The sequence below is a fragment of the Streptomyces sp. NPDC018019 genome (assembly GCF_044327805.1).
GTDB lineage: Bacteria > Actinomycetota > Actinomycetes > Streptomycetales > Streptomycetaceae > Streptomyces.
In genome coordinates this window covers 34,588-60,985 of sequence record NZ_JBIRGD010000015.1, presented here as the reverse complement: position 1 = coordinate 60,985, position 26,398 = coordinate 34,588, and the positions used below count along the sequence as shown (strand labels likewise).

26 protein-coding genes and 1 tRNA gene are annotated in these 26,398 nt (G+C 73.1%); 10 read left to right on the top strand and 17 right to left on the bottom strand.

The genetic code is table 11. The features are described 5' to 3' along the window. Positions 1-101 precede the first annotated feature (101 nt). Entirely contained in the window at positions 102-1,262 is a 1,161-nt protein-coding gene (locus tag ACH4FX_RS24205; protein ID WP_398482177.1) for an agmatine deiminase family protein, read from the bottom strand. Positions 1,263-1,428: 166 nt separating this feature from the next. On the opposite strand from ACH4FX_RS24205, the gene ACH4FX_RS24200 reads away from it, so the two are divergent. Further along, positions 1,429-2,046, top strand: coding sequence for a TetR/AcrR family transcriptional regulator (locus ACH4FX_RS24200; RefSeq protein WP_398482176.1), 618 nt, complete (start codon positions 1,429-1,431; stop codon positions 2,044-2,046). A gap of 30 nt (positions 2,047-2,076) precedes the next feature. Here ACH4FX_RS24200 and ACH4FX_RS24195 read toward each other — a convergent pair whose 3' ends face one another. The 4 genes from ACH4FX_RS24195 to ACH4FX_RS24180 all read right to left on the bottom strand — a co-directional run bounded on the left by ACH4FX_RS24195 (position 2,077) and on the right by ACH4FX_RS24180 (position 4,727). Further along, positions 2,077-2,907, bottom strand: coding sequence for an MBL fold metallo-hydrolase (locus ACH4FX_RS24195; protein ID WP_398482174.1), 831 nt, complete (start codon positions 2,905-2,907; stop codon positions 2,077-2,079). Beyond that, entirely contained in the window at positions 2,904-3,938 is a 1,035-nt protein-coding gene (locus tag ACH4FX_RS24190; RefSeq protein WP_398482172.1) for an NUDIX hydrolase, read from the bottom strand. Before ACH4FX_RS24190 ends, ACH4FX_RS24195 begins: the two co-directional genes overlap by 4 nt. A gap of 166 nt (positions 3,939-4,104) precedes the next feature. Beyond that, positions 4,105-4,569: a RidA family protein gene (locus tag ACH4FX_RS24185; RefSeq protein ID WP_003981535.1), complete on the bottom strand. Its 465-nt coding sequence runs from the start codon at positions 4,567-4,569 to the stop codon at positions 4,105-4,107. Then, the gene (locus ACH4FX_RS24180) at positions 4,566-4,727 is read right to left on the bottom strand and encodes a DUF4177 domain-containing protein (RefSeq protein ID WP_003981536.1); all 162 of its coding nucleotides are present in this window, start codon (positions 4,725-4,727) and stop codon (positions 4,566-4,568) included. The genes ACH4FX_RS24185 and ACH4FX_RS24180 overlap by 4 nt, the downstream gene beginning before the upstream one ends. A 163-nt stretch (positions 4,728-4,890) precedes the next feature. On the opposite strand from ACH4FX_RS24180, the gene ACH4FX_RS24175 reads away from it, so the two are divergent. Both ACH4FX_RS24175 and ACH4FX_RS24170 read left to right on the top strand, forming a co-directional pair. Then, on the top strand, positions 4,891-5,940 hold the full coding sequence (locus ACH4FX_RS24175) for an ArsA-related P-loop ATPase (RefSeq protein ID WP_398482170.1): 1,050 nt from the start codon (positions 4,891-4,893) through the stop codon (positions 5,938-5,940). Beyond that, the gene (locus ACH4FX_RS24170) at positions 5,937-7,400 is read left to right on the top strand and encodes an ArsA family ATPase (protein ID WP_398482168.1); all 1,464 of its coding nucleotides are present in this window, start codon (positions 5,937-5,939) and stop codon (positions 7,398-7,400) included. The genes ACH4FX_RS24175 and ACH4FX_RS24170 overlap by 4 nt, the downstream gene beginning before the upstream one ends. A gap of 456 nt (positions 7,401-7,856) precedes the next feature. Here ACH4FX_RS24170 and ACH4FX_RS24165 read toward each other — a convergent pair whose 3' ends face one another. Beyond that, positions 7,857-8,249 (bottom strand): WhiB family transcriptional regulator, encoded by a 393-nt coding sequence (locus tag ACH4FX_RS24165; protein WP_398482166.1) that lies wholly within the window; start codon positions 8,247-8,249, stop codon positions 7,857-7,859. Positions 8,250-8,757: 508 nt separating this feature from the next. Between ACH4FX_RS24165 and ACH4FX_RS24160 the strand changes: the two genes are divergently transcribed. Next, on the top strand, positions 8,758-10,956 hold the full coding sequence (locus ACH4FX_RS24160; protein ID WP_398482164.1) for a transglycosylase domain-containing protein: 2,199 nt from the start codon (positions 8,758-8,760) through the stop codon (positions 10,954-10,956). Between the two features lie 316 nt (positions 10,957-11,272). On the opposite strand, the gene ACH4FX_RS24155 is transcribed toward ACH4FX_RS24160, so the two are convergent. Then, on the bottom strand, positions 11,273-11,737 hold the full coding sequence (locus ACH4FX_RS24155) for a GatB/YqeY domain-containing protein (protein WP_398482162.1): 465 nt from the start codon (positions 11,735-11,737) through the stop codon (positions 11,273-11,275). 169 nt (positions 11,738-11,906) lie between these two features. On the opposite strand from ACH4FX_RS24155, the gene ACH4FX_RS24150 reads away from it, so the two are divergent. From ACH4FX_RS24150 to ACH4FX_RS24140, 3 genes are all read left to right on the top strand, one after another. Continuing rightward, positions 11,907-12,845 (top strand): metallophosphoesterase, encoded by a 939-nt coding sequence (locus ACH4FX_RS24150; protein WP_398482161.1) that lies wholly within the window; start codon positions 11,907-11,909, stop codon positions 12,843-12,845. Positions 12,846-13,123: 278 nt separating this feature from the next. Then, entirely contained in the window at positions 13,124-13,939 is an 816-nt protein-coding gene (locus tag ACH4FX_RS24145; RefSeq protein ID WP_398482159.1) for a Pr6Pr family membrane protein, read from the top strand. Positions 13,940-13,951: 12 nt separating this feature from the next. Continuing rightward, a tRNA-Pro gene (locus tag ACH4FX_RS24140) sits at positions 13,952-14,025 on the top strand. 95 nt (positions 14,026-14,120) lie between these two features. On the opposite strand, the gene ACH4FX_RS24135 is transcribed toward ACH4FX_RS24140, so the two are convergent. Further along, positions 14,121-15,149 (bottom strand): ArsR/SmtB family transcription factor, encoded by a 1,029-nt coding sequence (locus ACH4FX_RS24135; RefSeq protein ID WP_398482157.1) that lies wholly within the window; start codon positions 15,147-15,149, stop codon positions 14,121-14,123. 269 nt (positions 15,150-15,418) lie between these two features. Between ACH4FX_RS24135 and ACH4FX_RS24130 the strand changes: the two genes are divergently transcribed. Beyond that, a complete protein-coding gene (locus ACH4FX_RS24130) occupies positions 15,419-16,597 on the top strand; it encodes an alpha/beta hydrolase (protein WP_398482155.1) in 1,179 nt (392 codons plus the stop codon). A gap of 128 nt (positions 16,598-16,725) precedes the next feature. Here the strand turns inward: ACH4FX_RS24130 and ACH4FX_RS24125 are convergent, their stop codons facing one another. The 4 genes from ACH4FX_RS24125 to ACH4FX_RS24110 form a co-directional block, all read right to left on the bottom strand. Further along, the gene (locus ACH4FX_RS24125) at positions 16,726-17,412 is read right to left on the bottom strand and encodes a class I SAM-dependent DNA methyltransferase (protein ID WP_398482154.1); all 687 of its coding nucleotides are present in this window, start codon (positions 17,410-17,412) and stop codon (positions 16,726-16,728) included. 67 nt (positions 17,413-17,479) lie between these two features. Further along, positions 17,480-18,250, bottom strand: coding sequence for a PIG-L deacetylase family protein (locus ACH4FX_RS24120; protein WP_398482152.1), 771 nt, complete (start codon positions 18,248-18,250; stop codon positions 17,480-17,482). Continuing rightward, positions 18,247-18,984 carry a GNAT family N-acetyltransferase gene (locus ACH4FX_RS24115; RefSeq protein ID WP_398482151.1) on the bottom strand — a complete coding sequence of 246 codons (738 nt, stop codon included), beginning with the start codon at positions 18,982-18,984 and terminating at the stop codon, positions 18,247-18,249. Before ACH4FX_RS24115 ends, ACH4FX_RS24120 begins: the two co-directional genes overlap by 4 nt. Before the next feature lie 135 nt (positions 18,985-19,119). After that, positions 19,120-20,313: a macrolide family glycosyltransferase gene (locus ACH4FX_RS24110; RefSeq protein ID WP_398482149.1), complete on the bottom strand. Its 1,194-nt coding sequence runs from the start codon at positions 20,311-20,313 to the stop codon at positions 19,120-19,122. 94 nt (positions 20,314-20,407) lie between these two features. On the opposite strand from ACH4FX_RS24110, the gene ACH4FX_RS24105 reads away from it, so the two are divergent. Further along, on the top strand, positions 20,408-21,151 hold the full coding sequence (locus ACH4FX_RS24105) for a hypothetical protein (RefSeq protein WP_398482147.1): 744 nt from the start codon (positions 20,408-20,410) through the stop codon (positions 21,149-21,151). Next, on the top strand, positions 21,142-22,305 hold the full coding sequence (locus ACH4FX_RS24100; RefSeq protein ID WP_398482145.1) for a beta-ketoacyl synthase N-terminal-like domain-containing protein: 1,164 nt from the start codon (positions 21,142-21,144) through the stop codon (positions 22,303-22,305). Before ACH4FX_RS24105 ends, ACH4FX_RS24100 begins: the two co-directional genes overlap by 10 nt. Positions 22,306-22,424: 119 nt before the next feature. Here ACH4FX_RS24100 and ACH4FX_RS24095 read toward each other — a convergent pair whose 3' ends face one another. From ACH4FX_RS24095 to ACH4FX_RS24075, 5 genes are all read right to left on the bottom strand, one after another. Continuing rightward, entirely contained in the window at positions 22,425-23,858 is a 1,434-nt protein-coding gene (locus ACH4FX_RS24095) for a class I adenylate-forming enzyme family protein (protein ID WP_398482143.1), read from the bottom strand. A 27-nt stretch (positions 23,859-23,885) separates the two neighbouring features. Further along, positions 23,886-24,353, bottom strand: a complete 468-nt coding sequence (locus ACH4FX_RS24090) for a MaoC family dehydratase N-terminal domain-containing protein (RefSeq protein WP_398482141.1) — start codon at positions 24,351-24,353, stop codon at positions 23,886-23,888. An 11-nt stretch (positions 24,354-24,364) separates the two neighbouring features. Further along, on the bottom strand, positions 24,365-25,390 hold the full coding sequence (speB, locus tag ACH4FX_RS24085; RefSeq protein WP_398482139.1) for an agmatinase: 1,026 nt from the start codon (positions 25,388-25,390) through the stop codon (positions 24,365-24,367). A gap of 1 nt (position 25,391) precedes the next feature. Continuing rightward, complete coding sequence (fabI, locus tag ACH4FX_RS24080) at positions 25,392-26,162, bottom strand: enoyl-ACP reductase FabI (protein ID WP_398482137.1); 771 nt, start codon at positions 26,160-26,162, stop codon at positions 25,392-25,394. A 91-nt stretch (positions 26,163-26,253) separates the two neighbouring features. After that, a complete protein-coding gene (locus ACH4FX_RS24075) occupies positions 26,254-26,340 on the bottom strand; it encodes a class III lanthipeptide (protein ID WP_191094851.1) in 87 nt (28 codons plus the stop codon). Positions 26,341-26,398: the final 58 nt, after the last annotated feature.

Sequence of the window (26,398 nt, the reverse complement as noted above, 5' to 3'; positions counted from 1 at the left end):
CCATCCGCCCCAACGACCCCACCCGGCCCAGTCCGACCGGCCGAACGGGCTCCACTTCCCAGCAGTCCCGAACGCTCCCCTGGCCCCAGCAGCCCCGCCGCCTACCCCACCGTCGGCAGCTGCTGTGTAGCGCAGTGGATGCCGCCCCCGCCCTCCCCGACCGCGTCGATCGTCAGCTGCCGTACGTCCCGCCCCGGATGGAGCTCGCGCAGGATTCCGGCGGCCCGGTCGTCGGCCCGGCGGTCGCCGAAGCGGGGCAGGACGACCACACCGTTCGCGACGTAGTAGTTGAGGTACGAGGCGAGGAACTCCGGCCCCCGCTCGCCGATCGCGTACGGGTCGGGCTCCGGGACCTCGACGGTCTCCAGCCGCCTGCCCCGGGCGTCGCGGGCCTGCGCGAGGACACCGCGGACCTGCTCGTACACCCGCGTCCAGACGTCCGGGCCGTCCCCCTGCCAGGGGCGGTTCAGGGCGACGACGCCCGGCTCCACGAAGCGCGCGACCGTGTCGACGTGGCAATCGGTGATGTCCGCGCCCCGGACGCCCTCGACCCAGATCACCTGCGTCACCCCCAGGACGCGCTTCAGCTCCCGCTCGATCTCCGCCCGCCGCCTGCCGGGGTTGCGGTTGGGGTTGACCAGCGAGCTCTCGGCGGCGAGCAGCGTGCCCTCGCCGTCGACCTCGAAGGAGCCGCCCTCGGCCGTGATGCCGGCATCGATACGGGAGATGCCCTCGTGGTCCAGCACCTTCCGGGCCACCTCGGCATCATTCGGGTGGCGTTGCTTGCCACCCCAGCCGTTGAAGTGGAAGTCGACGCCGGCGCGGGCGGCGCCGGCCGGCGCGCCGGCGCGCGTGACGAAGACCGGTCCGGTGTCCCGTACCCACAGGTCGTCGACCGGGACCGGCAGGATCTCCACCGACCCGCCGCACGCGCGGCGCGCCCGCGCCTGCTCCGCCGGGCCGGCCAGCAGCACGACCGGTTCGTACTCGGCGACGGTGCGCGCCAGCCGCGCGATGTCGCGCTGGACGGCGGGAGCCTGGTCGCCCCAGAGCGAGTCGGACGGCGGCCAGGCGAGGTACGTCGCGGCGTGCGGCCGCCACTCGGCGGGCATCCGGACCGGGACGGGGGCGGCGGCCGGTGCGGCGCTCCCGGAGGGCCCGGGCGCCCATGTGGCGTACGCGAAGCCCGCACCCGCCAGGGCTCCCAGACCGCCGAGTCCGAGCGCCCGCCGTCGCGTCAGAAGACGTCGTGGTCGGTTCATGACCGGCTGTTCTCCTTCCCGGGTCGGCCGTCGGGTACGGGCCACCCGTTCACTGACTGAATTTTCAGTCAGGGCGTGGGTCGAACGTAGCACCGGGACGGGCGCCCGGCGACCGCTTACCGGCCACCGGCCGCCGGGTCCCGCCCACGGAGTACGGTGGTCGACTGTGTCCGAGCGCCGACTGCAGATCCTGGAAGCCGCGACCCGCACCATCGCGCGGAGCGGCGTACGCGGCCTGCGGGTCGAGGAGATCGCGGCCGCGGCCGGGGTGTCGACCGGGCTGATCTACTACCACTTCGGCGGCCGGGCCGAACTGCTGCGGCGCACCCTCGACTTCATCGGCGAACGCGCCGAGCGCTGCACGGCGCCGGACCCGGAGACCGTGCGTACGGCGGGTCCGCGCGCCCAGCTGGAGGAGATGCTGCTGCGCGAGCTCCAGGACACCCCCGAGATGGTGGAGAACAGCACCGCCTGGGGAGAGTTCCAGTCCAGCGCCGTTTTCGACGACGGGCTGCGGGAGCAGCTGCGCGAGGCGACCCGGCAGTGGACGGACGACGTGGCCGACCTCGTACGGGAGGCACAGGCCGCCGGCACGGCCGACCGCGACGCCCCGGTGGCCGACGTGGCCGAGCGGCTCACCGCGCTCGTGGAAGGGCTCAGCACCCGCTGGCTGACCGGCTCCGTGCCCCTGGAGCGGGCCCGCGAGCTGCTACGGGGCGGTATCGAACGGGAGCTGGGGCCGGCGGACGCGGGCACGGGCGCGGAGGAGCGGGCGAGCGTCTGACGGCCCGCCCCGCCCCGCCAACGCCTCCCGTCAGATCAGCCCGTGCTCCCCCAGATAGTCCAGCTGCGCCCGTACGGACAGTTCGGCGGCGGGCCACAGGGTGCGGTCCACGTCCGCGTACACGCTCGCCACGACCTCCGACGGCGTCCGGTGCCCCGCCTCGACCGCCGTCTCCACCTGGGCCAGCCGGTTGGCGCGGTGCGCGAGGTAGAACTCGACCGCGCCCTGCGCGTCGTTCAGTACGGGCCCGTGGCCGGGGAGGACGGTCGTGACGCCGTCGTCGACGGTCAGGGAGCGCAGCCGCCGCAGCGAGTCGAGGTAGTCGCCCAGCCGGCCGTCCGGGTGGGCGACTACGGTGGTCCCGCGGCCCAGGATCGTGTCGCCGGTCAGCACGGCGGCGTCGGCCGGGAGGTGGAACGAGAGCGAGTCGGCGGTGTGGCCGGGGGTCGGTACGACACGCAGCTCCAGGCCGCCGGTGGTGATCACGTCGCCGGCCGCCAGGCCCTCGTCACCGAGGCGCAGCGCCGGGTCCAGGGCCCGTACGGCCGATCCGGTCAGCTCGGCGAAGCGCGCGGCGCCCTCGGCGTGGTCCGGGTGACCGTGCGTCAGCAGCGTCAGGCCGATCCGCTTCCCGGCCTGCCCGGCGGCGTCCACGACCGCCTTGAGGTGGGCCTCGTCCAGCGGTCCTGGGTCGATGACGACCGCCAGGTCGGCGTCCGGCTCGGCGACGATCCAGGTGTTGGTGCCGTCCAGGGTCATCGGGGACGGGTTCGGGGCGAGCACGCACCGGGCGCGGTCGGTGGCGGGCCCGGCGATGGCCCCGCCGCGGGGCCGGCCGGGGAGGGCGGCTGCGTACGTCATACGGTGGGCTCTCCCGTGGTCGTGGGCGGGTTCTCGGGGGTGTCCATGGGGGCGTTCGCGGGCGTGCGCGCGGGCGCGCTCGCCGGGGTGTGCGCGGGCGGGGCGGCCGGGCCGCCCGCAGGGTCGATGCGCTTGGTGAACTCGTCGTGCCCCGGCCAGCTCAGCACGATCTCGCCGTCCTTGACCTCCGCCCGCGCGAGAACGGGCGTCAGGTCCCGGCCATCGGCCGCGGCAAGGGCCTCGGCGGCGCTCCCGTACGTCTCCAGGCCGCGCAGCGTCGAGATGGTCGGAGGCATCATCAGCAGCTCCCCGCGGTCGTAGCCGGCGGCGGCGTCGGCGGGACGGATCCACACCGCGAGGTCCGCCTCCGAAGAGGTGTCCGGGGCTCCCCCAGCGCTGGAACCGGTCGGCGGCCCCTGCGGGAGGGTGCGCTGGCCGGCGGGCAGGGCCGCCACGAAGAACCAGGTGTCGTAGCGGCGCGGTTCGAACTCCGGGGTGATCCAGCGCGCCCACGCTCCCAGGAGGTCGCTGCGCAGGACGAGACCGCGGCGCTCCAGGAAGTCGGCGAAGGACAGCTCGTGGGCGACCAGCGCCGCGCGGTCCGCCTCCCAGTCGGCACCGGTGGTGTCCGCGACCACGGTCTCCGCCGAGGAACCGGCGAGCAGGACGCCCGCCTCCTCGAACGTCTCCCGGACGGCCGCACAGACCACGGCCTGTGCCGCGGCCTCCTCCCCGGCCCCGAAGCCGAGGCGGGCGGCCCACTCGGCGCGCGAGGGCCCGGCCCAGGCCACCGGCCGCTCGTCCCGCGCGTCCACGGACCCGCCGGGGTAGGCGTACGCGCCGCCCGCGAAGGCCATGGAGGTACGTCTGCGCAGCATGTGGACGGCGGGGCCGCCGGTGTCGGTGTCCCGCAGCAGCAGGACGGTCGCGGCCCGGCGAGGTACCGCCGGGGTCAGCTCGCCCTGCGCGAGGGCCCGGATGCGGTCCGGCCATTCCGGCGGATACCACTGGCCATTGGGGGTCGACGACATGGCCGGATGCTATGCGCTCGCGCGTGGATGTTCGAGGGGGCCCGGGACACGGCGAGGGCCGGGCGGCCCGGTTCCCCGGCCCGCCCGGCCCTCGAAGTCCCCACGGCGTCGGACGCACACGGGCGTCCGGGCTGTGCCGCGATACGGACGGAACGCCCGCCCGCCCTCAGTCCGCGACCTCGACCTGCATCTCGACCTCGACCGGCGCGTCGATCGGCAGCACGGCCACGCCCACCGCGGAGCGGGCGTGCACGCCCTTGTCGCCCAGCACCTCGCCCAGCAGCTCGCTGGCGCCGTTGATGACGCCGGGCTGACCGGTGAAGCCGGGGGCCGAGGCGACGAAGCCGACGACCTTGACGACCCGCACGATCTTGTCGAGGTCGCCGATCACGGACTTCACCGCGGCCAGCGCGTTCAGCGCGCAGGTCGCGGCCAGCTCCTTGGCCTGCTCCGGGCTCACCTCGGCGCCCACCTTGCCGGCGGCCGGCAGCGCGCCGTCCACCATCGGCAGCTGGCCGGAGGTGTGGACGTACGCGCCCGAGCGCACCGCGGGCTGGTAGGCGGCCAGCGGCGGCACCACCTGGGGCAGCTTCAGGCCCAGCTCGGCGAGCTTGTCCTCCACCGCGCTCATGCCTGCTTCTCCCGCTTCAGGTAGGCCACCAGCTGCTCGGGGTTGTTCGGCCCCGGCACGACCTGGACCAGCTCCCAGCCGTCCTCGCCCCAGGTGTCCAGAATCTGCTTGGTCGCGTGCACCAGCAGCGGCACGGTCACGTATTCCCACTTGGTCATGGGGCCGAGCGTAATGCCTGTACGGGCGGCCCGCGGCAGCGGCGGGCGGGCGCGGGCACCGGGCGGCCCGCCCCGCGCGCGGCGCACTCCATCCGCCCCCCGGCGCACAACCCGTCGGCGGTCCCGTGCGTAGCCCGTACCCGGACTGGTTAGGCTCCTTGGCGTGAGCAGGCTCCATGTCGTCAGCGGCAAGGGCGGTACCGGCAAGACCACGGTCGCCGCTGCCCTCGCCCTCGCCCTGGCCACCGAGGGGCGCCGTACCCTCCTGGTCGAGGTCGAGGGCCGGCAGGGCATTGCCCAGGTGTTCGAGACCGAGGCGCTCCCGTACGAGGAGCGCAAGATCGCGGTGGCCCCCGGCCCGGAACCGGCAGGGGCGTCGCGCGGCGATTCCGCCGGAGGCGGTGGCGGGCGGCGGGCGGGCGGCGACGTCTACGCGCTGGCCATCGACGCCGAGCGCGCGCTGCTGGACTACCTCCAGATGTTCTACAAGCTCGGCGGCGCAGGCCGCGCCCTGAAGAAGCTCGGCGCGATCGACTTCGCCACCACCATCGCCCCAGGCCTGCGGGACGTCCTGCTGACCGGCAAGGCGTGCGAGGCCGTGCGCCGCAAGGACAAACGCGGGCGGTACGTCTACGACGCCGTCGTGATGGACGCCCCGCCCACCGGCCGCATCACCCGCTTCCTGAACGTGAACGACGAGGTGGCCGGGCTGGCGAAGATCGGCCCGATCCACAACCAGGCACAGGCCGTGATGCGGGTCCTGAAATCCCCCGAGACGGCGGTCCACCTGGTCACGCTGCTGGAGGAGATGCCCGTCCAGGAGACCGTGGACGGCATCGCGGAGCTGCGCGCGGCGGGCCTGCCGGTGGGCGGCGTGGTGATCAACATGACCCGCCCCGAGGTGTTGGACACCGGCGAGGTGGACATCGCCGCCAACGGGGCCCGTACGGGCATCGCCGAGGCGCTGGCCACCGCCGGGCTGAGCGGGGGCCGCCGCGGCGCGGCCGGTGTGGCGTGGGCCGACCGGCTCATCGACCCGCTCCTCGAAGAGGCCCGCGAGCACGCGCAGCGCGTCGACCTGGAGCGCGCCGAACACGCCGAGCTGGCCGGGCTCGGCCTGCCCACCTACGAGTTGGAGCTGCTCCCGGAGGGAGTGGACCTCGCCGGGCTGTACCGGCTGGCGAGAGACCTGCGGAAACAGGGGCCCATATGACCGCGGACGCACCCACCCAGGACGACGGCACCGCACCGTCCCGGCGCACCGCACAGCCCGCCTCCGGGCCCGGCGCGCTGGACTCCCCCGCCGCCCCCCTGGAGGTCGATCCGCTGCTGGACGACCCGCGCACCCGCATCGTCGTGTGCTGCGGCTCCGGCGGCGTCGGCAAGACCACGACCGCCGCGGCCCTCGGCGTACGCGCCGCCGAGCGCGGCCGCAAGGCCGTCGTGCTGACCATCGACCCGGCCCGCCGGCTGGCCCAGTCGATGGGCATCTCGGAGCTGGACAACGTGCCCCGCCGGGTCAAGGGCGTCGACGAGTCGGCCGGCGGCGAGCTGCACGCCATGATGCTGGACATGAAGCGCACGTTCGACGAGATCGTCGAGGCGCACGCGGACGCCGAACGGGCCCGCGCGATCCTGGAGAACCCCTTCTACCAGTCCCTGTCGGCCGGTTTCGCGGGCACGCAGGAGTACATGGCCATGGAGAAGCTGGGCCAGCTGCGCACCCGCGACGCGTGGGACCTGATCATCGTCGACACCCCGCCCAGCCGCTCCGCGCTCGACTTCCTGGACGCGCCCAAGCGCCTCGGGTCGTTCCTGGACGGCAAGTTCATCCGGATACTGATGGCGCCCGCGAAGGCCGGCGGCCGGGCCGGGATGAAGTTCCTCAATGTCGGTATGTCGATGATGACCGGCACGCTCAGCAAGGTCATGGGCGGTCAACTGCTGCGGGACGTCCAGACGTTCGCCGCCGCCATGGACACCATGTTCGGCGGCTTCCGTACACGCGCGGACGCGACGTACCGGCTGCTCCAGGCGCCCGGCACCGCGTTCCTCGTCGTGGCGGCGCCGGAGCGGGACGCGCTGCGCGAGGCGGCGTACTTCGTCGAGCGGCTGGCCGCCGAGCAGATGCCGCTGGCCGGGCTGGTGCTGAACCGGGTGCACGGCAGCGGCGCGGCGCAGCTCAGCGCGGAACGGGCGCTGGCCGCCGCGGAGGCTCTCACGGACCGGGCCGCCGCCGAGGACGACGGGACGCCGGAGCCGTCCGGTGACCGGTCTGAAAATCTTGGCGGGGACGGCATTGTGGATCTAGCGGACGGGAAGGCTGATTCTCGTACCGCCGACGGCCACTCCCCCGCCGCGGCGGACCCCTCGACAACGGACGATCCCCCGTCGGCGGCGCGGCTCGCCGCCGGCCTGCTCCGGCTGCACGCCGAGCGCATGCAGGTGCTCGCGCGCGAGCGACGCACCCGCGACCGTTTCACCGCGCTGCACCCCGAGGTCCCGGTGGCGGAGATCGCCGCACTGCCCGGCGATGTCCACGACCTGGCCGGGCTACGGGCGATCGGCGACCGCCTGGCCGTACAGGGGCGGGAGCCGGGACGAGAGCCGGTACGTGGGCAGGACCGCGGGCCGGAGGAGACGCCAGGAGAGACGGGGCCCGCGGAGGACTGAGCCGGGAAGGGCAGAGCCAGGGAGCTGCTCTCCGCCGCGGCCTGCTTCTGCTGCGGACTCCAGTGGCGCTGCCTGTATAGGGCGCTGCCTGCATGTGGCACTGCCAGCATGTGGCACTGCCAGCACCTGGCTGCGGGGCTCGTGCGCCCGCTGAGACGCACCGGCACACCGGCGGCAAGCCCGTACCGCCACCGCTCCCTCCCGGCGCCGGAGGCACAGAGAGGCACGGAGAGGCACAGAAGGGCCGCACACCGGGCCGCGCCGAGGCGCAGCGCACAGGCATGGCCCATACGCGCACCGGACGAGTACCGGCCCCGGCCCGCCTGACGGCACACCAAGGGAAGCCGCCGCGCCGCTTCAAGGCGTCGCTTCAAGCGGACACAGCCGACACCGCCGACCCTGCCGACACCGCTGACGCCACCGGACCGTCCGGCCTACGTCATGCGTCCGTCGGGTCTAGCCCACCGCGGCGTAGTTGTCGTACGTACCGTCATAGCGGTTCTCGTACGCGTTGTCGTAGGTGGTCTCGTACGTCTCGTCGTCTTCGCAGCCCACGGGCAGGATGCCCGTGCTGCGCTCGTATTCCGTACGCGCCGTCTCCAGCAGCCGGCGCCACGAGGTGACGGTCGGGCGGCGGCGCAGCAACGCCCTCCGCTCGCGCTCGGTCATGCCGCCCCAGACACCGAACTCCACGCGGTTGTCCAGGGCGTCGGCCAGGCACTCCGTCCGCACCGGGCATCCGGTGCAGACCGCCTTGGCCCGGTTCTGGGCCGCGCCCTGAACGAACAGCTCGTCCGGATCGGTGGTGCGGCAGGCTGCCTGTGTACTCCAGTCGGTTACCCAGCTCATGCTGGCGCCGTCCTCTCCCGAATCGAGGCTCCCCCACGGCGGCAAGCGGCATATTCACCGTTGCCAGTTGAGGACGTTACGGAAGGCGAGCAGGGCGCAACACCCCCTTCGGGCCCAATCTTGAATGGCCCGAACGGACTATGCGTGCGCGGCAGATCACCCAACGGAGTGAGCCGGAGGCATAGGCCACCCACCTGGAACCGTGGGCCCGTCGCCCATGCCACAGCGGGTTTCCGAGGACAGATAGGGACATACGGGGCGCGCTCGATGCCCGGAGGCGGGGTTGACGCATCGGTGTGATCCGTCTGCCGCGCCGGACGGGATCAGGTTAAACGAACAGATGCGCCCCTGTCCGGCGATTGAGAACGTAGCCACTTGGCGAAGTCGGCCCGGCCGGACGCCCACCCGGTCATCCGGCCGGACGTCCGGCCGGCTCCCGGGCCGTACGAACGTCCCGAACCGAGCCCCGCTCCCGCCGGACCTCGCACACGAGGCTTAGGGTGCCCTCATGGGTAAGAAGCGCGACGGCGGGGGTCTGACCAGGACCCAGCAGGCCGCTAAATTCCTGGGTGTCAGCGTGCTGGCCGGAGCGGTGCTGGCGGGCCTGGCCCTTCCCGCCGCCGGCGCGCTGGGCCTCGCGGCCAAGGGGTCCGTCGAGGGCTTCGACGAGATCCCGGCCAATCTGAAGACGCCGCCGCTGAGCCAGCGGACCACCATCCTGGACGCGAAGGGCGGCGAGATCGCCAAGGTCTACTCGCGCGACCGCACCGTGGTCGACCTCAAGGACATGTCGCCGTACATCCAGAAGGCGATCGTCGCCATCGAGGACGCGCGCTTCTATCAGCACGGCGCGATCGACCTGAAGGGCATCCTGCGCGCGCTGAACAAGAACGCGCAGTCCGGCGGGGTCTCCGAGGGTGCCTCGACGCTGACGCAGCAGTACGTGAAGAACGTCTTCATCGAGGAGGCCGGTGACGACCCGGACAAGGTCGCCCAGGCCACCCAGCAGACCATCGGCCGCAAGGTCAAGGAGCTGAAGTACGCGATCCAGGTCGAGGAGGAGCTGGGCAAGCGCAAGATCCTCCAGAACTACCTGAACATCACCTTCTTCGGGCAGCAGGCGTACGGCGTCGAGGCGGCCTCCCAGCGCTACTTCAGCAAGCACGCCAAGGACCTGACCCTGGACGAGTCCGCCCTGCTGGCGGGCATCGTGCAGTCGCCGAGCCGCTACGACCCGGTCAACGACCCCAAGGAAGCCCAGCGCCGCCGCAACACCGTGCTGCAACGGATGGCCGACACCAAGGCCATCACCCAGGCCCAGGCCGACGCCGCGGCCAAGAAGCCGATCAAACTCGACGTCAGCCGGCCCAAGAACGGCTGCATCACGGCAGGTTCGGGCGCCGGCTTCTTCTGTGACTACGTACGCGAGGTGCTGCTGAACGACCCCGCGTTCGGCAAGACCCGCAAGGAACGCGGCAAGCGCTGGAACCAGGGCGGCCTGACGATCCGTACGACGCTCGACCCGCAGACCCAGAAGGCGATCCAGTCGGCCGTCACCGGACGGGTCTACGACAACGACCCGGTCGCCGCCGCGGCGACCATCGTCCAGCCCGGCACCGGAAAGATCCTGGGCATGGGCCAGTCCCGCCCGTACGGCTTCGGTCAGAACCAGACGCAGATGAACCTGTCCGTCGACCAGAAGATGGGCGGCGGCGCGGGCTACCAGCCCGGCTCGACGTTCAAGCCGGTGATCGCGGCAGCGGCCCTGGAGGCGGGCAAGAGCCCGGAGCAGACGTACTCGTCGCCGTACAAGATGCAGTACCCGAGCCCGGTCGCCACCTGTACGGGCCAGTGGACGGGCCGGGACACAGTCCAGAACGAGAACACCTCCGAAGTCGGCCCGTACGGCATGAAGGAGGCGACCGCGAAGTCGGTCAACACCTACTTCGTGCAGATGATCAGCGACATCGGCATCTGCCCGGTGGTCAAGATGGCCGAGAAGATGGGCATCCGGCGGGCCAACGGCAACCCGGTGGAGCAGAAGCCCGCCATCGCGCTGGGCTCCCCCGAGGTGTCCCCGCTGACCATGGCCAACGCGTACGCGACCTTCGCCAACGGAGGCATCCAGTGCTCCCCGGTCGCCATCGAGTCGATCACCGACGCGAACGGCAAGGCGCTGACCGTACCGAAGACCAGCTGCCGGCGCGCGATGTCCGAACAGACCGCCAAGACCATCAACACCCTGCTCAAGGGTGTGGTCGAGGACGGCACGGGCAGGCAGGCCGGCCTCCAGGGCCGGGACAGCGCAGGCAAGACCGGCACCACCGACGACCGGTACGCCGCCTGGTTCACCGGCTACACCCCGAACATGTCCGGCGCGGTCTGGGTCGGTGACCCCGCCCACAAGCGCAGGATGTTCGACATCACCATCGGCGGCACCTTCCACGACAAGGTGTACGGCGCGGACACCCCCGGCCCGATCTGGAACCAGGCGATGTCGGGGGCGCTGTCCGGCCGGCCCGCCCCGTCCCTGCCCACCGTCCCGATCGGCGACTCCGGCAAGAACGGCGACAACGGGAAGAACGGCGGCCGGCACGCCCGCCCGCCCCACCGGCCCGGCGGCAACGGCGGCGGCCACGACAACAAGCCGGGCGGCGGCTGGGACATCCCCGGCTTCCCGGGGCTGTTCGGAGGCACGGGCGGCTGAGGCCGGGCCCGGCCTGAACGCGATGAGGGGCGCTTCCACCGGATGGTGGGAGCGCCCCTGTTCGTACTGGGGGAGGCGTGTCCGCGTGGCGTGGGGGCGGAGGGCCGCGGGGGCTGGGCTGTCGTGGGTGGCCGTTGTGGGGTCGGGCCTCGCGACGGTGCCCGCCGTGGTCCGGCCTCGCGGCGGTGCCCGCCGCGGTATGACCTCGCCGTGGTCTGGCCTCGGTCTGGCCTCGGTCTGGCCTCACCCTGTCCGGCCTCGCCGCGGTGTCCGCGACGAGTCAGGCTCGCCGCGGGCCGGCCCCGCCTCCCCTCTCTCAGCCCGCGAGCAGCTTCTTGACCACCGCGGCCACCCGGCCGCCCTCGGCCCGGCCCGCGATCTTCGGGTTCACGATCTTCATGACGGCGCCCATCGCCTTCGGGCCCTCGGCACCGCCCGCCTTCGCCTCCGCCACGGCCTCGGCGACCAGGCCCTCCAGCTCGTCGTCGGTGAGCGGCTTGGGCAGGTACTCGGCGAGCACCTCGCCCTCCGCACGCTCCCGCTCCGCCTGCTCGGCGCGACCGCCCTTGTCGAAAGCCTCGGCGGCCTCCCGACGCTTCTTCGCCTCCCGCGCGACGATCTTCTCGACCTCGGCGTCCGAGAGCTCGCGCGCCTCGGTACCCGCGACCTCCTCCTTCTGGACGGCGGTCAGAGTGAGACGGAGGGTGGAAGAGCGCAGCTCGTCACGGGCCTTGATGGCCGTGGTGAGGTCGTCCTGCAGCTTCGACTTGAGCGTGGTCATGACGTCGAGTATGCCCGTACGCGGTGCCGAACGCGTCACCATTAAGCGCCGGCGGGACGCTGCGCCATCGGGCGCAGGCGGGAGGCCGCATCGATGAGCGCAGGCGGGCGCGCTGCCCTGGCCCCCGCCGATGGGCGCCACCCCCACTCCCTCTGCAACGATGGGGAACATGCGCGCTCGTTACGGAGTCCCCCTGTCCATCGCCGCGGTCGGAGCGGCGGGCCTGACCTACGCGGCCGGATTCGAAGTCCGCTCCTTCAGACTGCGCCGGGTCACCGTGCCCGTACTGCCTCCCGGCATGCGGCCGTTGCGCGTGCTCCAGGTCTCCGACATCCACATGGTCAGCGGACAGCGCAAGAAGCAGCGCTGGCTCCAGTCGCTGGCCGGGCTGCGTCCCGACTTCGTGATCAACACGGGTGACAACCTCTCCGACCCCGAGGGGGTTCCGGAGACCCTGGACGCGCTCGGCCCGCTCATGGAGTTCCCCGGTGCGTACGTCTTCGGCTCCAACGACTACTACGGACCGAAGCTGCGCAACCCGGCCCGCTACCTGATCGAAAAGGTCCAGAAGCGTCACGGGCTGAACGGCAATCCGCCCGCCGTCGGCGTCGTCCACAACCCGTGGGAAGACCTGCGCGACGCCTTCGACACGGCCGGCTGGCTCAACCTCTCCAACACCCGCGGCCGTCTCAAGCTCGACGGCTCGGCCGGCGGCTTCGAGATCGCGCTGACCGGCCTGGACGACCCGCACATCAAGCGCGACCGCTACGCCAAGGTCGCCGGCGGACCGGAGCCCGACGCGGACCTCTCGCTGGCCGTCGTCCACGCCCCGTACCTGCGTACCCTCGACGCCTTCACCGCCGACGGCTACCCGCTGATCCTGGCCGGCCACACCCACGGCGGCCAGCTCTGCATCCCCTTCTACGGGGCCCTGGTCACCAACTGCGACATCGACACGGAACGGGTCAAGGGCCTGTCCACCCACACCGCGGGCGACCACACCTCCTACCTGCACGTCTCCGCAGGCTGCGGCACCAACCGCTACACCCCCGTCCGCTTCGCCTGCCCCCCCGAGGCGACCTTGCTGACCCTGACGGCACGCGACTGACCGCCGGGCACGCGACACATCTCACAGGGAGGCCCGGCCCTGGGACCGGGCCTCGCGGGACCGTCCCTCCCGGACCGGGCCGCTCGGGTACGGATACGGCGGGTGGGCCGCCGGGGTACGGGTACCGGGGCGGGGCTGTGGGGTACGGCTACCGGGACGGGGCCGCACGGATACGGGGGCCGGGCCGCCCGGCTTCGGCCTCCTCACCCCACAGGCCCCTCCCAGCCGATTCGTACACACCTTCCCCATCCCGCCCGGCTCCGGTCTAGCGTGGGGGGATGATCGACCCCACCAGCGCCCGCGTCCCCCGTTCCCGTCCGCCGCAGGCCACCTCGCACGCCTCCTCCCGCTACGCCCGGGGAGCGGCGTTCGCCTCCGCCCATACCCCGGCCTCCGCGGTCGTACCCCCGGTCCGCCGCCCGCTGGCCGCCGCCTTCCGCCTGCTGATCGCCCTGGCCGCGCTGGCCGGCATCGTCCTGGACATCGCGATCACTCCGGACCTGGGACGCCTCTTCAGCTACTTCACGATCCAGTCGAACATCGCCGTGGCCGTCTGCTTCGCCTGGTCCGCGCACCGCGCCTGGACCGCCCGCCCCCCGATCTCCCCACGGATCACCGGCGCGGTCCTCCTCTACATAGCCATCACCGGTCTCGTCTTCCACTTCGTCCTCAGCAACGACTCCAGCGGCTTCTCGATGACCGGAACCCCTGAGCACGACGGCATCCGCACCGTCTCCACCCACCTCCTGCACACCGCCACCCCCATCGGCGCCGCACTGGACTGGCTCCTGCTCACCGCCCCCCGCGCCTTCCGCTGGCGCTACGCCGCCCAGTGGCTGGCCTACCCCTTCCTCTACCTCCCCTTCGCCCTCATCCGCGGCGCCCTCCTCGACCCCGGCACCGAGGGCCGCTACCCGTACCCCTTCCTCGACGTAGATCTCCACGGCTACGCCGGCATCGCCCTCAACACCCTCGTCTTCGGCTCCGCCTTCTACGCCCTGGCCCTCGTCCTCGTCGGACTCGACCAGGTCAGGCCGCATCCCCGCCGCCCCGAGAACCGGATTTCACCTATGGGGATCGGTCCGCTAAAGTAGAGCTCGTTGCTTCGGGGTGTGGCGCAGCTTGGCAGCGCGCTTCGTTCGGGACGAAGAGGTCGTGGGTTCAAATCCCGCCACCCCGACTGAGAAGTAGCAAGGCGAGGCCCTCTGGGAATGTTCCCAGGGGGCCTCGCTTCGTTGTGGGTGGGTGACGGGGCGGGGGTGGGGGTGTTGTGTGTCACAGGGGGTTTGTGTGGTGGGTTAGGAGGGCTCCTAAGGGGGTTTGCTTGTGGGTTACTGAGCGGCCTGTGCGGGTTGTGGTGAGGAGGCCGGCGGTGCGTAGGGCTGTGGTTTGGGTGGAGATGGTGGGGGTGCTGAGGTTCAGGTGGCGGGCCAGGGCTGTGGTGGTTTGTGGGGTGGCGAGGTGGCGGAGGATTGCGGCGCGGGTGTGGCCGAGGACCGCGGTCAAGGGGTCGTTAGGGGCGGTTGCGTCGGGGGGTGTGAGAGGGAGGCCGGGGCCTGCTGGATAGGTGAGGGCCAAGGGGTGGGTGGGGAGTGAGGGGTTGGCTGGGAGGTTGGGGTGGGTGGGGGGTGAGGGGGTGGGTGGGAGGTTGCCGATGAGGGGGTGGGTGGTCCAGTGGAAGGTGGGGTGGAGGGTCAGGCCCTGGCCGGTCAGGTGGATTTCTTGGGGGGTGGGGTGGGCGGGGAACACCCAGGTGTTGGTGTGGAAGTGAGTGCCGGGGATGAGGTGGGTGAGGGCGTGGGCGGTGCCGTGTTCGGCGGTGGTCAGGGCGTACCGGGTGAATTCGGCTCGGTGGAGGTCCTGGATCAGGTTCCACACGGGGCGTAGGACGGTTTCGAAGGCGGTGTGCTGGGCCCGGCGGAAGAGGTGCCAGGCGTCGGTGTCGCCTTGGTGCAGGGCGCGTATCCAGGATGGTGGCGGGTGCGGGGTCGCGGCGTAGACGCGTTGTAGTTCGGCTCGGATGTGGGTGGGGTGTGACGCCTCAATGGCTTCCAGGGCCTCGGGGAGCGAGTCGTCGTAGGCGTCGAGGAAGGCGGGGGCCCGGCCTGCGGGGGCCAGGTCGCGTAGGGGCCGGACGGCTGGGGGCAGGGAGCGGAAGAGGCGTTGTCGCCAGCGGCCGAAGAGGAGGGGGTCGTCGCTGCCGGCCGCCTTCATGAAGGCGGTGTTGAGTTCGATCAGGGGTGCCGGGCGGGGTGCGAAGCGGACCCGTGCGAGGTCCGCGGCCGTGAAGTGGATGCGGAGCACTACTCCCCCTGGTGGTGTCGCGCCATGGTTTCGGGCTGGGCCTAAAGGGTCGTCGGTGTCTTCCTTCGGGCGTCATTGTCCCGGTGTGGCCGGGCCGTGCGTCGGCACGGGCCGAGGCACAGGACGCAGGACAGGTGACGAGAAGGGCGGCGGACATGGTGGGTGGAGAGGTGAGGGGCCCGGGGCGGCGGGTTGTTGCCAGGGCGGCGGTGGGTTTGGGGCTGGGGGGCCTGTTTGCCGGCTATGGAGGCAGCGGGCAGGCGCGGGCTGTGGAGTCGGTACGGGGCGCCGACGGTTCCTCGGCGCTGACGGGGCGTGGGCGGCACGGTGGCGACATCGCCGTACGGCTGCCGAATCCGACCGGGCCGTATCCGGTGGGGGTTGTGGAGCTGTATTTGGTGGATCGTGGGCGGCGGGATCCGTGGGGTGAAATCGCGGTGCGGGAGGTGGTTGTTTCGGTGTTCTATCCGGCGGGTGCTGTACGGGGGTGTGTGGTGGGGCGGCAGTTGCCGGGCGGGGCCGCGAAGCTGTTCGGGCAGGTGATGCCGGTGGTGCGGCCGGGGTTGCCGAAGTCAGGGGTGGACTGGGCAGGTACCGCTACGCATGCGTATGCCGGTGCGCCGGTGCTGGATGGTCGGTGGCCGGTGTTGCTGTACAGCCCGGGCGGTGGGGACCCGCGCGGCTTGGGGACGTGCGTCGCCGAGGAGACGGCGAGCCGGGGGTGGGTGGTGGTGTGTGTCGATCACCCCGGGGATGCGGTGGCGGTGGAGTTTCCGGTGGGGAGGGCCGGGCGGGAGCTGGTGCGGACGACCGCCTTCCGGGGGGATCCAAGGGCGGATGCGGCGGTGTTCCGGACGATGGTCGGGGCCAGGGTGGAAGATGTGCGGTTCGTCTTGCGGGAGTTGGAGGAGTTCGCGGCCGGGCGGGGGGCGGACGCGGCGGGGCGGACGGTGCCGAAAGGGCTCGGGCGGGCGCTGGATCTGGGGCGGGTCGGGGTGTACGGGCACTCGGCCGGTGGGACCACCGCAGCACAGGTGATGTACGAGGATCGCCGTATCGGGGCCGCCGTCAACTGGGAGGGCTTCCTCGATCAGGCACCAGCTGCTTCCGGGCAGGCCGGGGAGCTCTTGCCGGTGGCCCGGTACGGGGTGGACCGGCCGCTGCTCCTGGTGGGTACGGACGGGTTTCCGAAGCGGGAGGAGATGGCGCGGTCCTGGTCGGCGATGCTCGCTCACCCGGGAGGGCGTACCCGGCAGCGGCGGATCCGGCACGCCGCGCACTGGGTGTTCACGGACTACGCCGCGATGGTGCCGCAGTTGCAGGCCGCTGGGTTGATGACGGCCGAGGCACGGAGGAGGCTGGTGGGTGCGGTGGGGCCGGAGGTGTCGGTGCCGGCCGTACGTCGAAGTGTGCGGGCGTTTTTCGCGCGGTGGTTGCCCCCTCGGTGATCGGGGCGGGGGCACACAGCGCGGGCAGGTACGGGACGGTGCACGTGCAAGGTGCGGGGGCGGTGCGCGAGCGGGTGCGAGCGGCACCCAGGCGGTACGTGGGCTCCGCCCCGCGCGTGCCCGTCCCCTCACGCCACCCGTTGCAGCAGGTCCAAGCGGTACGAGTTCCCGTGGCGGTGGACGGTCCGGCCGTCGATCGGCTGGAGGTCGGCGCGGTCGCGGAAGACCTGGTGGACGCCGTGGCCGGTCACGATGTCCGGTGTGGCGGTCGTGGACGATGTGGCGTGCGTTGCCTGTACGGCGCTTGTGGTCGGTGCGGCGTCGGGTCCGTCATGCACCCAGTGCGCCAGCAACACATGCCCTCCGGGGCGGAGCAGGGCGGTGATGCGGGCGGTGGTGAGGAGTAGGTCGGGGGTTGAGAGGTAGTAGCCGACTTCGGACATCACTATGAGGTCGATGGGGCTTGGGAGGTGGGTGGGGAGGGTTTTGGCGTCCAGTTCGCTGGGGACGCGGAGCGTTTCGAAGGTGAGGTGGGGGAGGTCGGCGCAGTTCTCCCGGGCCTGTCCGACCGCGGCGGCGGAGCAGTCCGTGGCCAGCAGATGGTCGCAGTGCGGTGCCAGCAGGCGGGTGAGGGCGCCGACGCCGCAGCCGATCTCCAGGGCGGAGCGGAAGCGGCCGGCGGGCAGCAGGGACGCGGTGTCGGCGAACTTCTCCTGTTCGTACGGCTTGTGGAGGGTGCCCCACGGGTCGGGCTTGGACCGGTAGACCTTGTCGAAGTGCTCGACCGACACCGACGTGCGGGGGCTGCCCGGCATGGCGGTTCCCTTCTGGGGTTGGTGGGGTTGGTGGGGTTGGTGGCCGAGGGCGGCCGGGGGCTGCCGATCAGGTGCGCGGAAGGGCCAGCTCCCAGATCAGTTCCGATTGCAGGGGACCTGGGCGGCGCAGGAACGGGCCGTGGCCGACCGCCACCGGCGCGAGCTGGGACGTGTAGCTCAGGACGGCGGCGCGTTTCGCCGCCCATTCTCGTTCGTCCAGGCGGATGTCGTGCGCGACGCGCAGGTCGTACGCGGCGGACAGTTCGCGGTAGGCCCCGCCGTACTTGTCGGAGGCGGCCAGCCGGTCGACGGCCGCGTCCGTGCCCCACTTGCGTACGCCACCCGTGTACGGCAGGTCCGCGTACACGTAGGGCGGCAGGCCCGGACGTCCGGCGAGCACCGCGAGGGCCTGGTCGCGGACGGCCGTGTGGTCCGGCTGGTTCGTGCCGAGGGGGAGCAGCACTCGGGTGGCGGGGTGGAGGGCGGACAGGAAGGCGGCCAGGCCGTCGAGTTCGCCGTCGGTGCGGTAGGGACTGTCCGGGTTCGGCAGGGTGATCTGTTCGGCGCCCAGCAGGGCGCAGGCCCGGGCGTCCTCGGCGAGGCGGACGCGGTACGCCTCGTCCGGTGTGGCGAAGCCGCAGCCCGCGTCCCACCAGGAGATCCGGTCCGCCGCCGGGGCACCGCCGTGGACGGTGACCACGGCGGTGGGCCCGGTGGTACGGACGAGGTGGCCGGCGACGGAGAGCGCGGCGTCGTCGAAGTGCGGGGAGAGGACGACGGTGGCCCAGCGGGGACCGCCACCGGGGGTACCCGCCGGAGTTGCGGTCGCTACGGTCACGGCTGAGCGGCCCGCTCGTCCGCGCCCGCGCCCCGCTCGGCTATGCCCCGCTCGGCCGTGCCCCGCTCGGCCGTGCCGACCGAGGCGAGCAGCAGGCCCGCCGATGTCTTGCCGGTGGGGCTGGTGATGTATTCGGCGAGCAGCCGGCGCGCCTCGGCCTTGTCGTCCTCGGGGATGGTGTCGGGGAGCACGAAGGTCGGATCGGTGCGCTTGAGCTCCTCGACCGCCGCGTAGTACTCGTGGCGCAGCAGGCCCCAGACGGCGCCGTCGTGGTGGCGCCCGTCGAGGTAGAAGTACTCCCGCAGGATGCCTTCGAGGGTGAAGCCGACGCCGGTCACCAGACGCAGCACGTTCTTGTTGTAGAGCGCGGTGGTGAACTGCACCCGGTGGGCGTTGCGTGCGTGGAAGAGGTGGTCGATGAGCAGGTCGAACGCCTCGGCGCCGAAGCCGCGGCGCCACAGCTCGGGGTCGCCGATCGCGCCGCCGAGCACATAGCCGCCGACCGGTCCCTGGGCCTTGTAGTGGACCGCGCCCACGGTCCGGTCCTCGCCGTCGCGCACCGCGAACTGCCGCAGGCCGCCGGTGTGGTCGAGCTTGCGGAAGTCCTCGGCGGTGACCACGTCCCCTTCGGTGGCGGCCATCACGGCCGCGGCCGAGTCCGGGCCGAACCACTGCGCCATCAGCTCGTAGTCCTGGTCGGCGGGCCGTTCGAGCCGGACGAGTTTGCCCTGCATCGGTGCTCCGTTCCGGTCCCGCGAGGGACCGTGGTCGGTGGGTTGGGTGGGTTGGGTGGGCTGGGTGGGTTGGGTGGGCTGGGTGGGCTGGGTGGGTCCGTATGTTGGATTGCGCGTGCGGTAGTTCCGGGTCGGTCAGTCCGTACGTACGGGGACGGCCGGCGGGCGGGGTGTCAGGGCCTCGACGCGGTCGGCGGCCTCGGCCGCTCCCCCGGCGCCGCGCACTTGGTCCCGCATCCGTGCGACCGCGGTGCGGATGCCGCCGTCCGTCATGACGCGGGTCAGGGCCGTGCGCAGGGTGGTCACGTCCAGGCGGTCGCGGTCCAGGTGGACGCCGAGGCCGAGTGCGTCGATGCGCGCGGCGACGGCGGTCTGTTCCTGGGTCTGCGGGACGGCCACCATCGGGGTGCCGTGCAGCAGGGCCTCCATCGTGCTGCCCATGCCGGCGTGGGTGACGAACGCGTCGGCATGGCGCAGTACGTCGAGCTGGGGCACGTGCGGGTGCGCCTCGACGTGGTCCGGGAGCGGTCCGATGGCGGCGCGGTCCATGCGCGGCCCGTACGCCATGACGACCTGCCAGGGCAGCGGCTCCACCGCCTCGCCGCACATGCGGAAGAACTCGGGCCAGTCGTAACAGGCCGTACCGAGGGCGATCAGGAGCACCGGACGGCCGTCCCCGGCCGGGCGCCAGCTTCCCTGGAAGCCGCGGTCGCCGGCGCAGGGGCCGACGAAGGCGAACCGGTCGTCGAAGGTCTCGCCGTGGTACTGGAACGCGCGCGGCAGGAAGACCAGGCGCAGGTCCTCGGTGTGGCCGAGGAAGTCGGTGACCGAGAGCGCGGACAGGTCGTGCGCGGCCAGGAACCGGGTGAGTTCCCGGGCGAAGCGCAGCACGCCCGGGTGCAGCGGGTTGTCGGCCAGGAACTCGGCCTCCAGCGAGAAGTGTTCGTTGGAGACGAACGAGGGCCACATCTCCGCCGCAGGCAGCCGCCACCTCGCGGCGAGCACCCGGCCCGCCCAGGCGATCCCGTCGTACGCGATGGTGTCGGGGCGGTCGGCGGACCAGGCGTGCTCCAGCACGTCCAGCGTCGCCCTGGCCTCGCGCAGGAAGTCCATGGGGGAGATCGCCAGGCCGTCTTCGGTGAGCGCGTCGTCCACCGGGTTGCGGTAGACGACCGGTTCGGCGCCGGCGGCCCGTACGGCGGGGGCGAACGCCTCGGTGACCGCGTACGAGACCCGGTGACCGCGCCGGACCAGTTCCGCGACCAGGCCGAGGGTCGGGTTCACATGGCCGTGCCAGGCGATGGAGACGAAGCCGATGTGGCGCGGCAAGGCACCCTCCCACGGAGCGTTATTGACAAAATATGACTCGCGATTCAGCATATTCGACAACTCATGACTGGCGGTAGAGGGGTGGCGCGGCCGGATGACGACAGCGGAGACGGGCCGGGCGGACGCGCGATCCGGCGGGCAGCCGGACGGACGTCCCGGCGGACATCCCGACGGAGTCCGTCGGCCGGACGACCGCCCCGACGAGCACCGGCGGTCGGACGCCCGCCCCGGCGGCCCCCGCCGACCGGACGCACGACCCGACGACCCCCGCCAGCCGGTCACCGTCCGCCACCGCGCCGCCCTCGCAGCCACCGATGCCGGTCAACTGACCGACGCCGTCCAGGCGTTCGGCGCGCCGGACCTCGTCGGCGCCCCGGAAGCGCACACCAAACCGGTGGACGCGGTCACCTGGGCGCTGCGGACCGCGTTCGAGGCCCTGCCGGAGCCCGTACGGCCGACCACCCCGCTGTACGTCCTGTGCGGCGCGTACAGCTCCTGGGCCGCGCGGCACTTCGTACGGCGCTGCCACGACACCGAGCGGCGGCTGCGGCCCTCGGACTCGATCGGCCTGGAGACCTCCGAGCTGGTCCGCCCCTACACGACCGCCTCCGGGCACCGCGGGGGCTGCTACCTGCTCGCGCCGCTGCCGGTGGACGCGCACGAGTCGGAGCGGGCCGCGGGCGCTTCCGGCCCGGCGCGCCCGCCCTGGCCGTTGGCCGCCATGCCGGGCCCGGCCGTCCACCTGGACCTGTTCGTCTCCCCCGCCTCCCCCGCCGGCGGCCCGCGCCCGGCCCACTGCCTCGCCGTCGCCACCGCCTGGAGCGTCACATGCCCCTGAACCACCCCGGGAACGACATCGTCATCAGCGGCCTCGGGCTGGTCACCCCGTTCGGCGCGGGCGTCGCGCCCTACTGGCGGGGGCTGCTCGACGGCCGCTCGGCCCTGCGCCCGGCCCGGCGCTTCGCCGCGCCGCCGTACCGGGGCGAGCCGGTGGGCGAGGTGTCCGGGCCGGGTCCGGCGGCCGGGACGCCCCGTAAGGGCGCCTACGCGCGAGCGGCGATCACGGAGGCCGTGGAAGCCGCCGGGCTGCCGGGCGTGCCCGCGGACGCACTGGTGATCCTGGTCGGCCAGGCGCCCCTGCCGGGCCGGGACGCCGAAGCCCCGGCGACGGGCGGTGACCTCGCCGCGTACCGGGAATTCCTGGGCCCCGACCCGGCCGACGCGCTCGCCCCCGGCCGCGCGCCGGGCCGCGTCCTGCACCTGTCCCACGCCTGCGCCTCGGCCGTCTTCGCGGTCGGCTTCGCCCGTGCCGCCCTGCGTGCGGGCGCCGCGCCGCTCGCCGTGGTGGCGGGCTCGTCGGTGCTCAACCGGTACGAGTACGCCAGCATGGACGTCGTACGGGCCGTGGGCCGCGACGCGGCCACGCCGTTCGACACCGGCCGGGCGGGCATCTCGCTCGGCGAGGGCGGCGGCGCCGTCGTGCTGGAGACGGCCGCGCACGCCCGGTCGCGGGGCCGGGCGGCCGGCCTCGTGGTCGCCGGAGCGGCCTGCCGGGTGGCCGGTGCCAAGGCCGCGGCGTCCGACGCGGAGCTGATCGGCGGGTGCATGCGCGACGCGCTGGAGGACGCCGCGGTGGACGGGCTGGACCATGTGCACGCCCATGCGACCGGCACGGTGCAGGGCGATGCCGCCGAACTCGCGGCCATCGAGTCCGTGGCCACCCTGGCCGGGGCCCGCGCGCTGCCCGTCAGTTCGCACAAGGGCGCCATCGGGCACCTGCTGCACATCTCGGGCGCTCCGGCGCTGGCCGCCGCCGCGCTGGCGCTGCGCACCGGGACCGTGCCGCCGACCGCCGGGCTGGCCCACGCCGAGGCCACGGACCGGGTGGTGCTGCCGACGGCGCCGCTGCGGCTGCCGTCGGCCCGTACCGCCGCCGTGAACAGCTTCGGCTTCGGCGGCAACAACGCGACGCTGATTCTGCGTTCAGCCTGAAAGCACCGTACACGCACGGCAGTTGCCGTAAACGGAGAACGGGCCGGGCGGGCATCCCCTGCCCGCCCGGCCCGACGGCCCACCGACCCCGGTCCGGCCCAACAGCCGGACCTCAGCCCTCAGCCCACCAACCCCACCAGCTCCCGCAACGCCCTCGCGTCCACCTTCCCGTTCGCCGACAGCGGGAAGCTCTCCACGACGTGGACGGCGTTGGGCTGCTCGTACTCCGCCAAGTGCGCGGCCAGCCGGCGCCGCCACTCGGCGGGCTCGCCTCCCTCGGGGTCCGCCACCACGAAGTGCAGCGCGCTGCCGCGCCGGCTGTCCTCCGTGGCCAGCACCTTCACCTGCCGCCCGACGGCCTCCGCCTTACGCTCCAGGCTCTCCGGATAGAGCGTGAACCCGAGCCGGTGCACCGCCTGGTTGCGGCCGACCACGTGCAGGTTGCCCTCCTCGTCGAAGCGGCCGAGGTCGGCGGTCGGGTACCAGACGGTGCGCCGTACGGGTGCGAGCGTGCCGTCCTCCAGCAGGTAGCCCTCCATCAGCCCCGGCGAGTCCACCTCGATCTCGCCCAGCTCGCCGGGCGCGGCCTCCCGGCCGTCCGCGGTGACGACCCGTACCCGTACGCCGGGCAGCGGACGGCCGCAGCCGGTCGGCGCGTCCGGTGTGGCCAGCGCGACGTTGCCCAGCTCGCTCAGGCCGTAGCCGTCCAGCAGCGGGCGGCCCATGGCGGCCGGGAAGGCTTCGGCGAGCGGGGCGGGCAGCGGGGCGCCGCCCACGCCCCAGATGCGCACCCCGGCGAGCGCGGAGCGCAGCTCCGGACGGCGGCGGACGACGCCGAGCAGGGAGTGGTACGTGGACGGCGCGGCGTCCACCGCCGTGACGCCGTGCGCGGCGGCCTGGCCGACGGCGATGTCGAGCCGCTGGTAGGGCGTGACGGCCAGGGTGCAGCGGGCCAGCCACCACAGCAGCACGACGGACAGGCCGTACTGGTGGGAGAAGGGCAGCAGCGGGGCCAGCACGTCGTCGGATCGGTAGCCCATGGCCTCGATGGTGCGCAGCGTGTTGTCGTGCACCGCGGGCCCCGACTTCACGATCCCTTTGGGGCGGCCGGTGGTGCCGGAGGACCAGAGCACCACGGCGTCCGGCCGTGCGAGCCAGGCGGTGAGATCGACCTCGCCGGCCGGTGGCGCGGTGTCCGCGCCGAGGCCGGGGTAGCCGAGCACCCGCTCGGCGGGGAAGGCGGGGTCGGCCGGGCCGTCGGTGAGCAGCCAGCGGGCGCGGGCCTGGCGGGCCGTGGCCCGGCCGTCGGCGGCGGACTGCCGGTGGTCGACCGGGACGAGCGAGGTGTCCAGGTGCATCAGGGCGAGCAGCGCCACGACGTAGTCGACGCAGTTGTCGCCCTTGACCAGGACCCGGTCGCCGGGGCATATGCCGCGGTCGCGCAGGGCCCGGGCGGCGGCCAGCACCCGGCCGGTGAGGGCAGGGCCGGACAGGCCGCCGGCCGCGCCGACGAGCCGGGGGGCGGGGACGGGGGGCGCCATCGTTTCGGTCATGCGGGGATCCGGTCCTCTGATGGAAAGTCAGCTTTTGTCGTCGTTGCCACGGCGGTCCGGCAGCAGCAGGGTGGAGGTCACGGTGCTCACCGGCGTCCCGTCGGCGGCGTGGAAGGCGCTCTCCAGGACCACGGCCTCGCGGCCCGCGCGCCGGGACGCCTCTTTCAGCCGTACGGTCACCAGCAGTTCGTCACCGGCGTACACGGGCCGGTGGTGTACGAACCGCTGTTCGCGGTGGATCGTGCCGGCCCCGTCGGCGGGGACGCCGAGCCCGCGCAGCAGCCGTTCCTCGGCGCGGAGCGTGAGGACGGTGAGGAAGGTCGGCGGAGCGAGGATGTCGGGGTGGCCGAGGGCGCGCGCCGCCACGGGGTCCGTGTGCGCGGCGTCGGCGGTGCCCACGGCCGCGGCGAACTCGCGGATCTTCCCGCGCTCCACCGCGTACGGACCGGACGTGGCAGCCCGGTGCGCGTCCGGCTCCCCGGCCCCCTCCCGCACCCCCGGCTCCGTCACCGGCCGCCGCCCACGCCGTCCCGCCGCAGCAGCGGCACCGCCGGGTCCCACCTGGTGCCCTCCTCGGCGTCGCGCCGGCGGCGGGCGATGCCGGACAGCGCCTCCAGCACGATCCGGTTGCCCAGGTACGCGGTGATGTCGGCGTGGTCGTACGGCGGTGCCACCTCGACCACCTCGACGCCGACGACCGGTAGTTCATAGGCCGCCCGGCGCACCGCGTCCAGCAACTGCCGCGAGGTCAGGCCGCCCGGTTCGGGAGTGCCGGTGCCCGGCGCCTGGCCCGGATCGACCACGTCCACGTCGACCGAGAGGAAAACGCCGTCGCAGTCGTCCATGGCGGTGCCGAACGCCTCGGTCAGGCAGGTGTCGAAGCCCCGCGCGGTGATCTCGCTCATCTCGTACGACCGCATGCCCTGGTCGGCCATCCAGCGCAGCGTCTCCGGGCCCGGCCAGTAGCCGCGCAGCCCGATCTGGAGGAAGCGGTCGCCGCGCACCGCGCCGGACTCGATGAGCTGGCGCATCGGCTTGCCGTGCCCGTACAGCGGGCCGTCCTCGACCTCGCCGGTGTCGGCGTGCGCGTCGAAGTGCAGCATCGAGATCCGGCCGAAGCCGTGCCGGCGGGCGACGGCCCGCATGTCGGGCAGCGCGATGGTGTGGTCGCCGCCGAGCACGACCGGGATCGCGCCCAGCCCGGCGGCCATCCGGACCGCCCCCTCGATGGTGCGGATGCTCTGCTCGATGTCGCCGGAGTAGCAGGGCACGTCGCCCGCGTCGTAGACCTTCAGTCCGGTCAGCGGGTCCACGCCGAGCGCGAGGCTGCGGCGGGCGCCGTTGTGCGGCAGGTAGCACGCCTGGCGGATGGCGGCCGGGCCGAAGCGGGCGCCGGGCCGGTGCGATGTGCCGCCGTCGAACGGGGCACCGAGGATGATCACGTCCGGGTCGGCGGGCGGGTCGTCCAGGTCCAGGCGCGGTACGCCGAGGAAGGTGATGTCCGGGCCGAAGGCCGGTCCGAGGTGGTGCACGTCAGCTTCCGATCATGTGGTGGCCGCCGTCGGCGTGCACGATCTCGCCGGTGGTCGCGGGCAGCCAGTCCGAGAGCAGGGCCAGGCAGGTACGGGCCACCGGTTCGGCGTCCGCGGGGTCCCAGCCCAGCGGGGCGCGCGTCGCCCACTCCTTCTCGAAGGCCGGCCCGTCGCCGCCGATGCCGCGGGCGGCCAGGGTGCGCAGCGGGCCCGCGGCGACGAGGTTGACCCGGATGCCGTCGGGGGCCAGGTCACGGGCGAGGTAGCGGGAGCAGGCCTCCAGCCCGGCCTTGGCCACGCCCATCCAGTCGTAGCCGGGCCAGGCCCGCGAGGCGTCGAAGTCCAGACCCACGATGGAGGCGCCGGGCGCCAGGAGCGGGCGGCAGGCCGTGGCCAGGGCGGTGAGGGAGTAGGTGGAGGTGTGCAGGGTGGCGGCCACGTCGTTCCACGGCGCCGTGAGGAACCCGCCGTCGAGGCAGGCGGCGGGGGCGTGGGCGACGGAGTGGAGGACGCCGTCGATGCCGTCGAGGTGTGCGCCGACACGGTCGGCGAGGGTGGCGAGCTGCTCCGCGTCGGTGACGTCGAGGTCGACGACCGGGGGTTCGCCGGGCAGCCGGCGGGCCAGCCGCTGCACGAGGGTGGGGCGTCCGTACGCGGTCAGCACGACCTGCGCGCCCTGCTGCCGGGCGAGCCGCGCCACGGCGTAGGCGATCGAACTCTCGCTGATCACACCGGTGATGACCAGCCTCTTGCCGTCGAGCAGGCCGCTCATCCGGACTCCTCAGATGCGGTGGTGGGGCGGGAAATGAGTTGAGCTCCGGTGCCCGCCCGCGGGCGGGCACCGGAGCTGGCGCTCAGCGCGTTCAGCAGTGGCTGCTGACGGTGCTGGAGACGCGCGCGGCCTCCTCGGCGGGGACCTCAAGGCCCTGCAGGTCGAGAACGATCGACATGGTGTTTCCTCCTCTCCGCTTTCTCGGTGTTGGGTTTCTCCGGTCGGCCTGGGGCCGG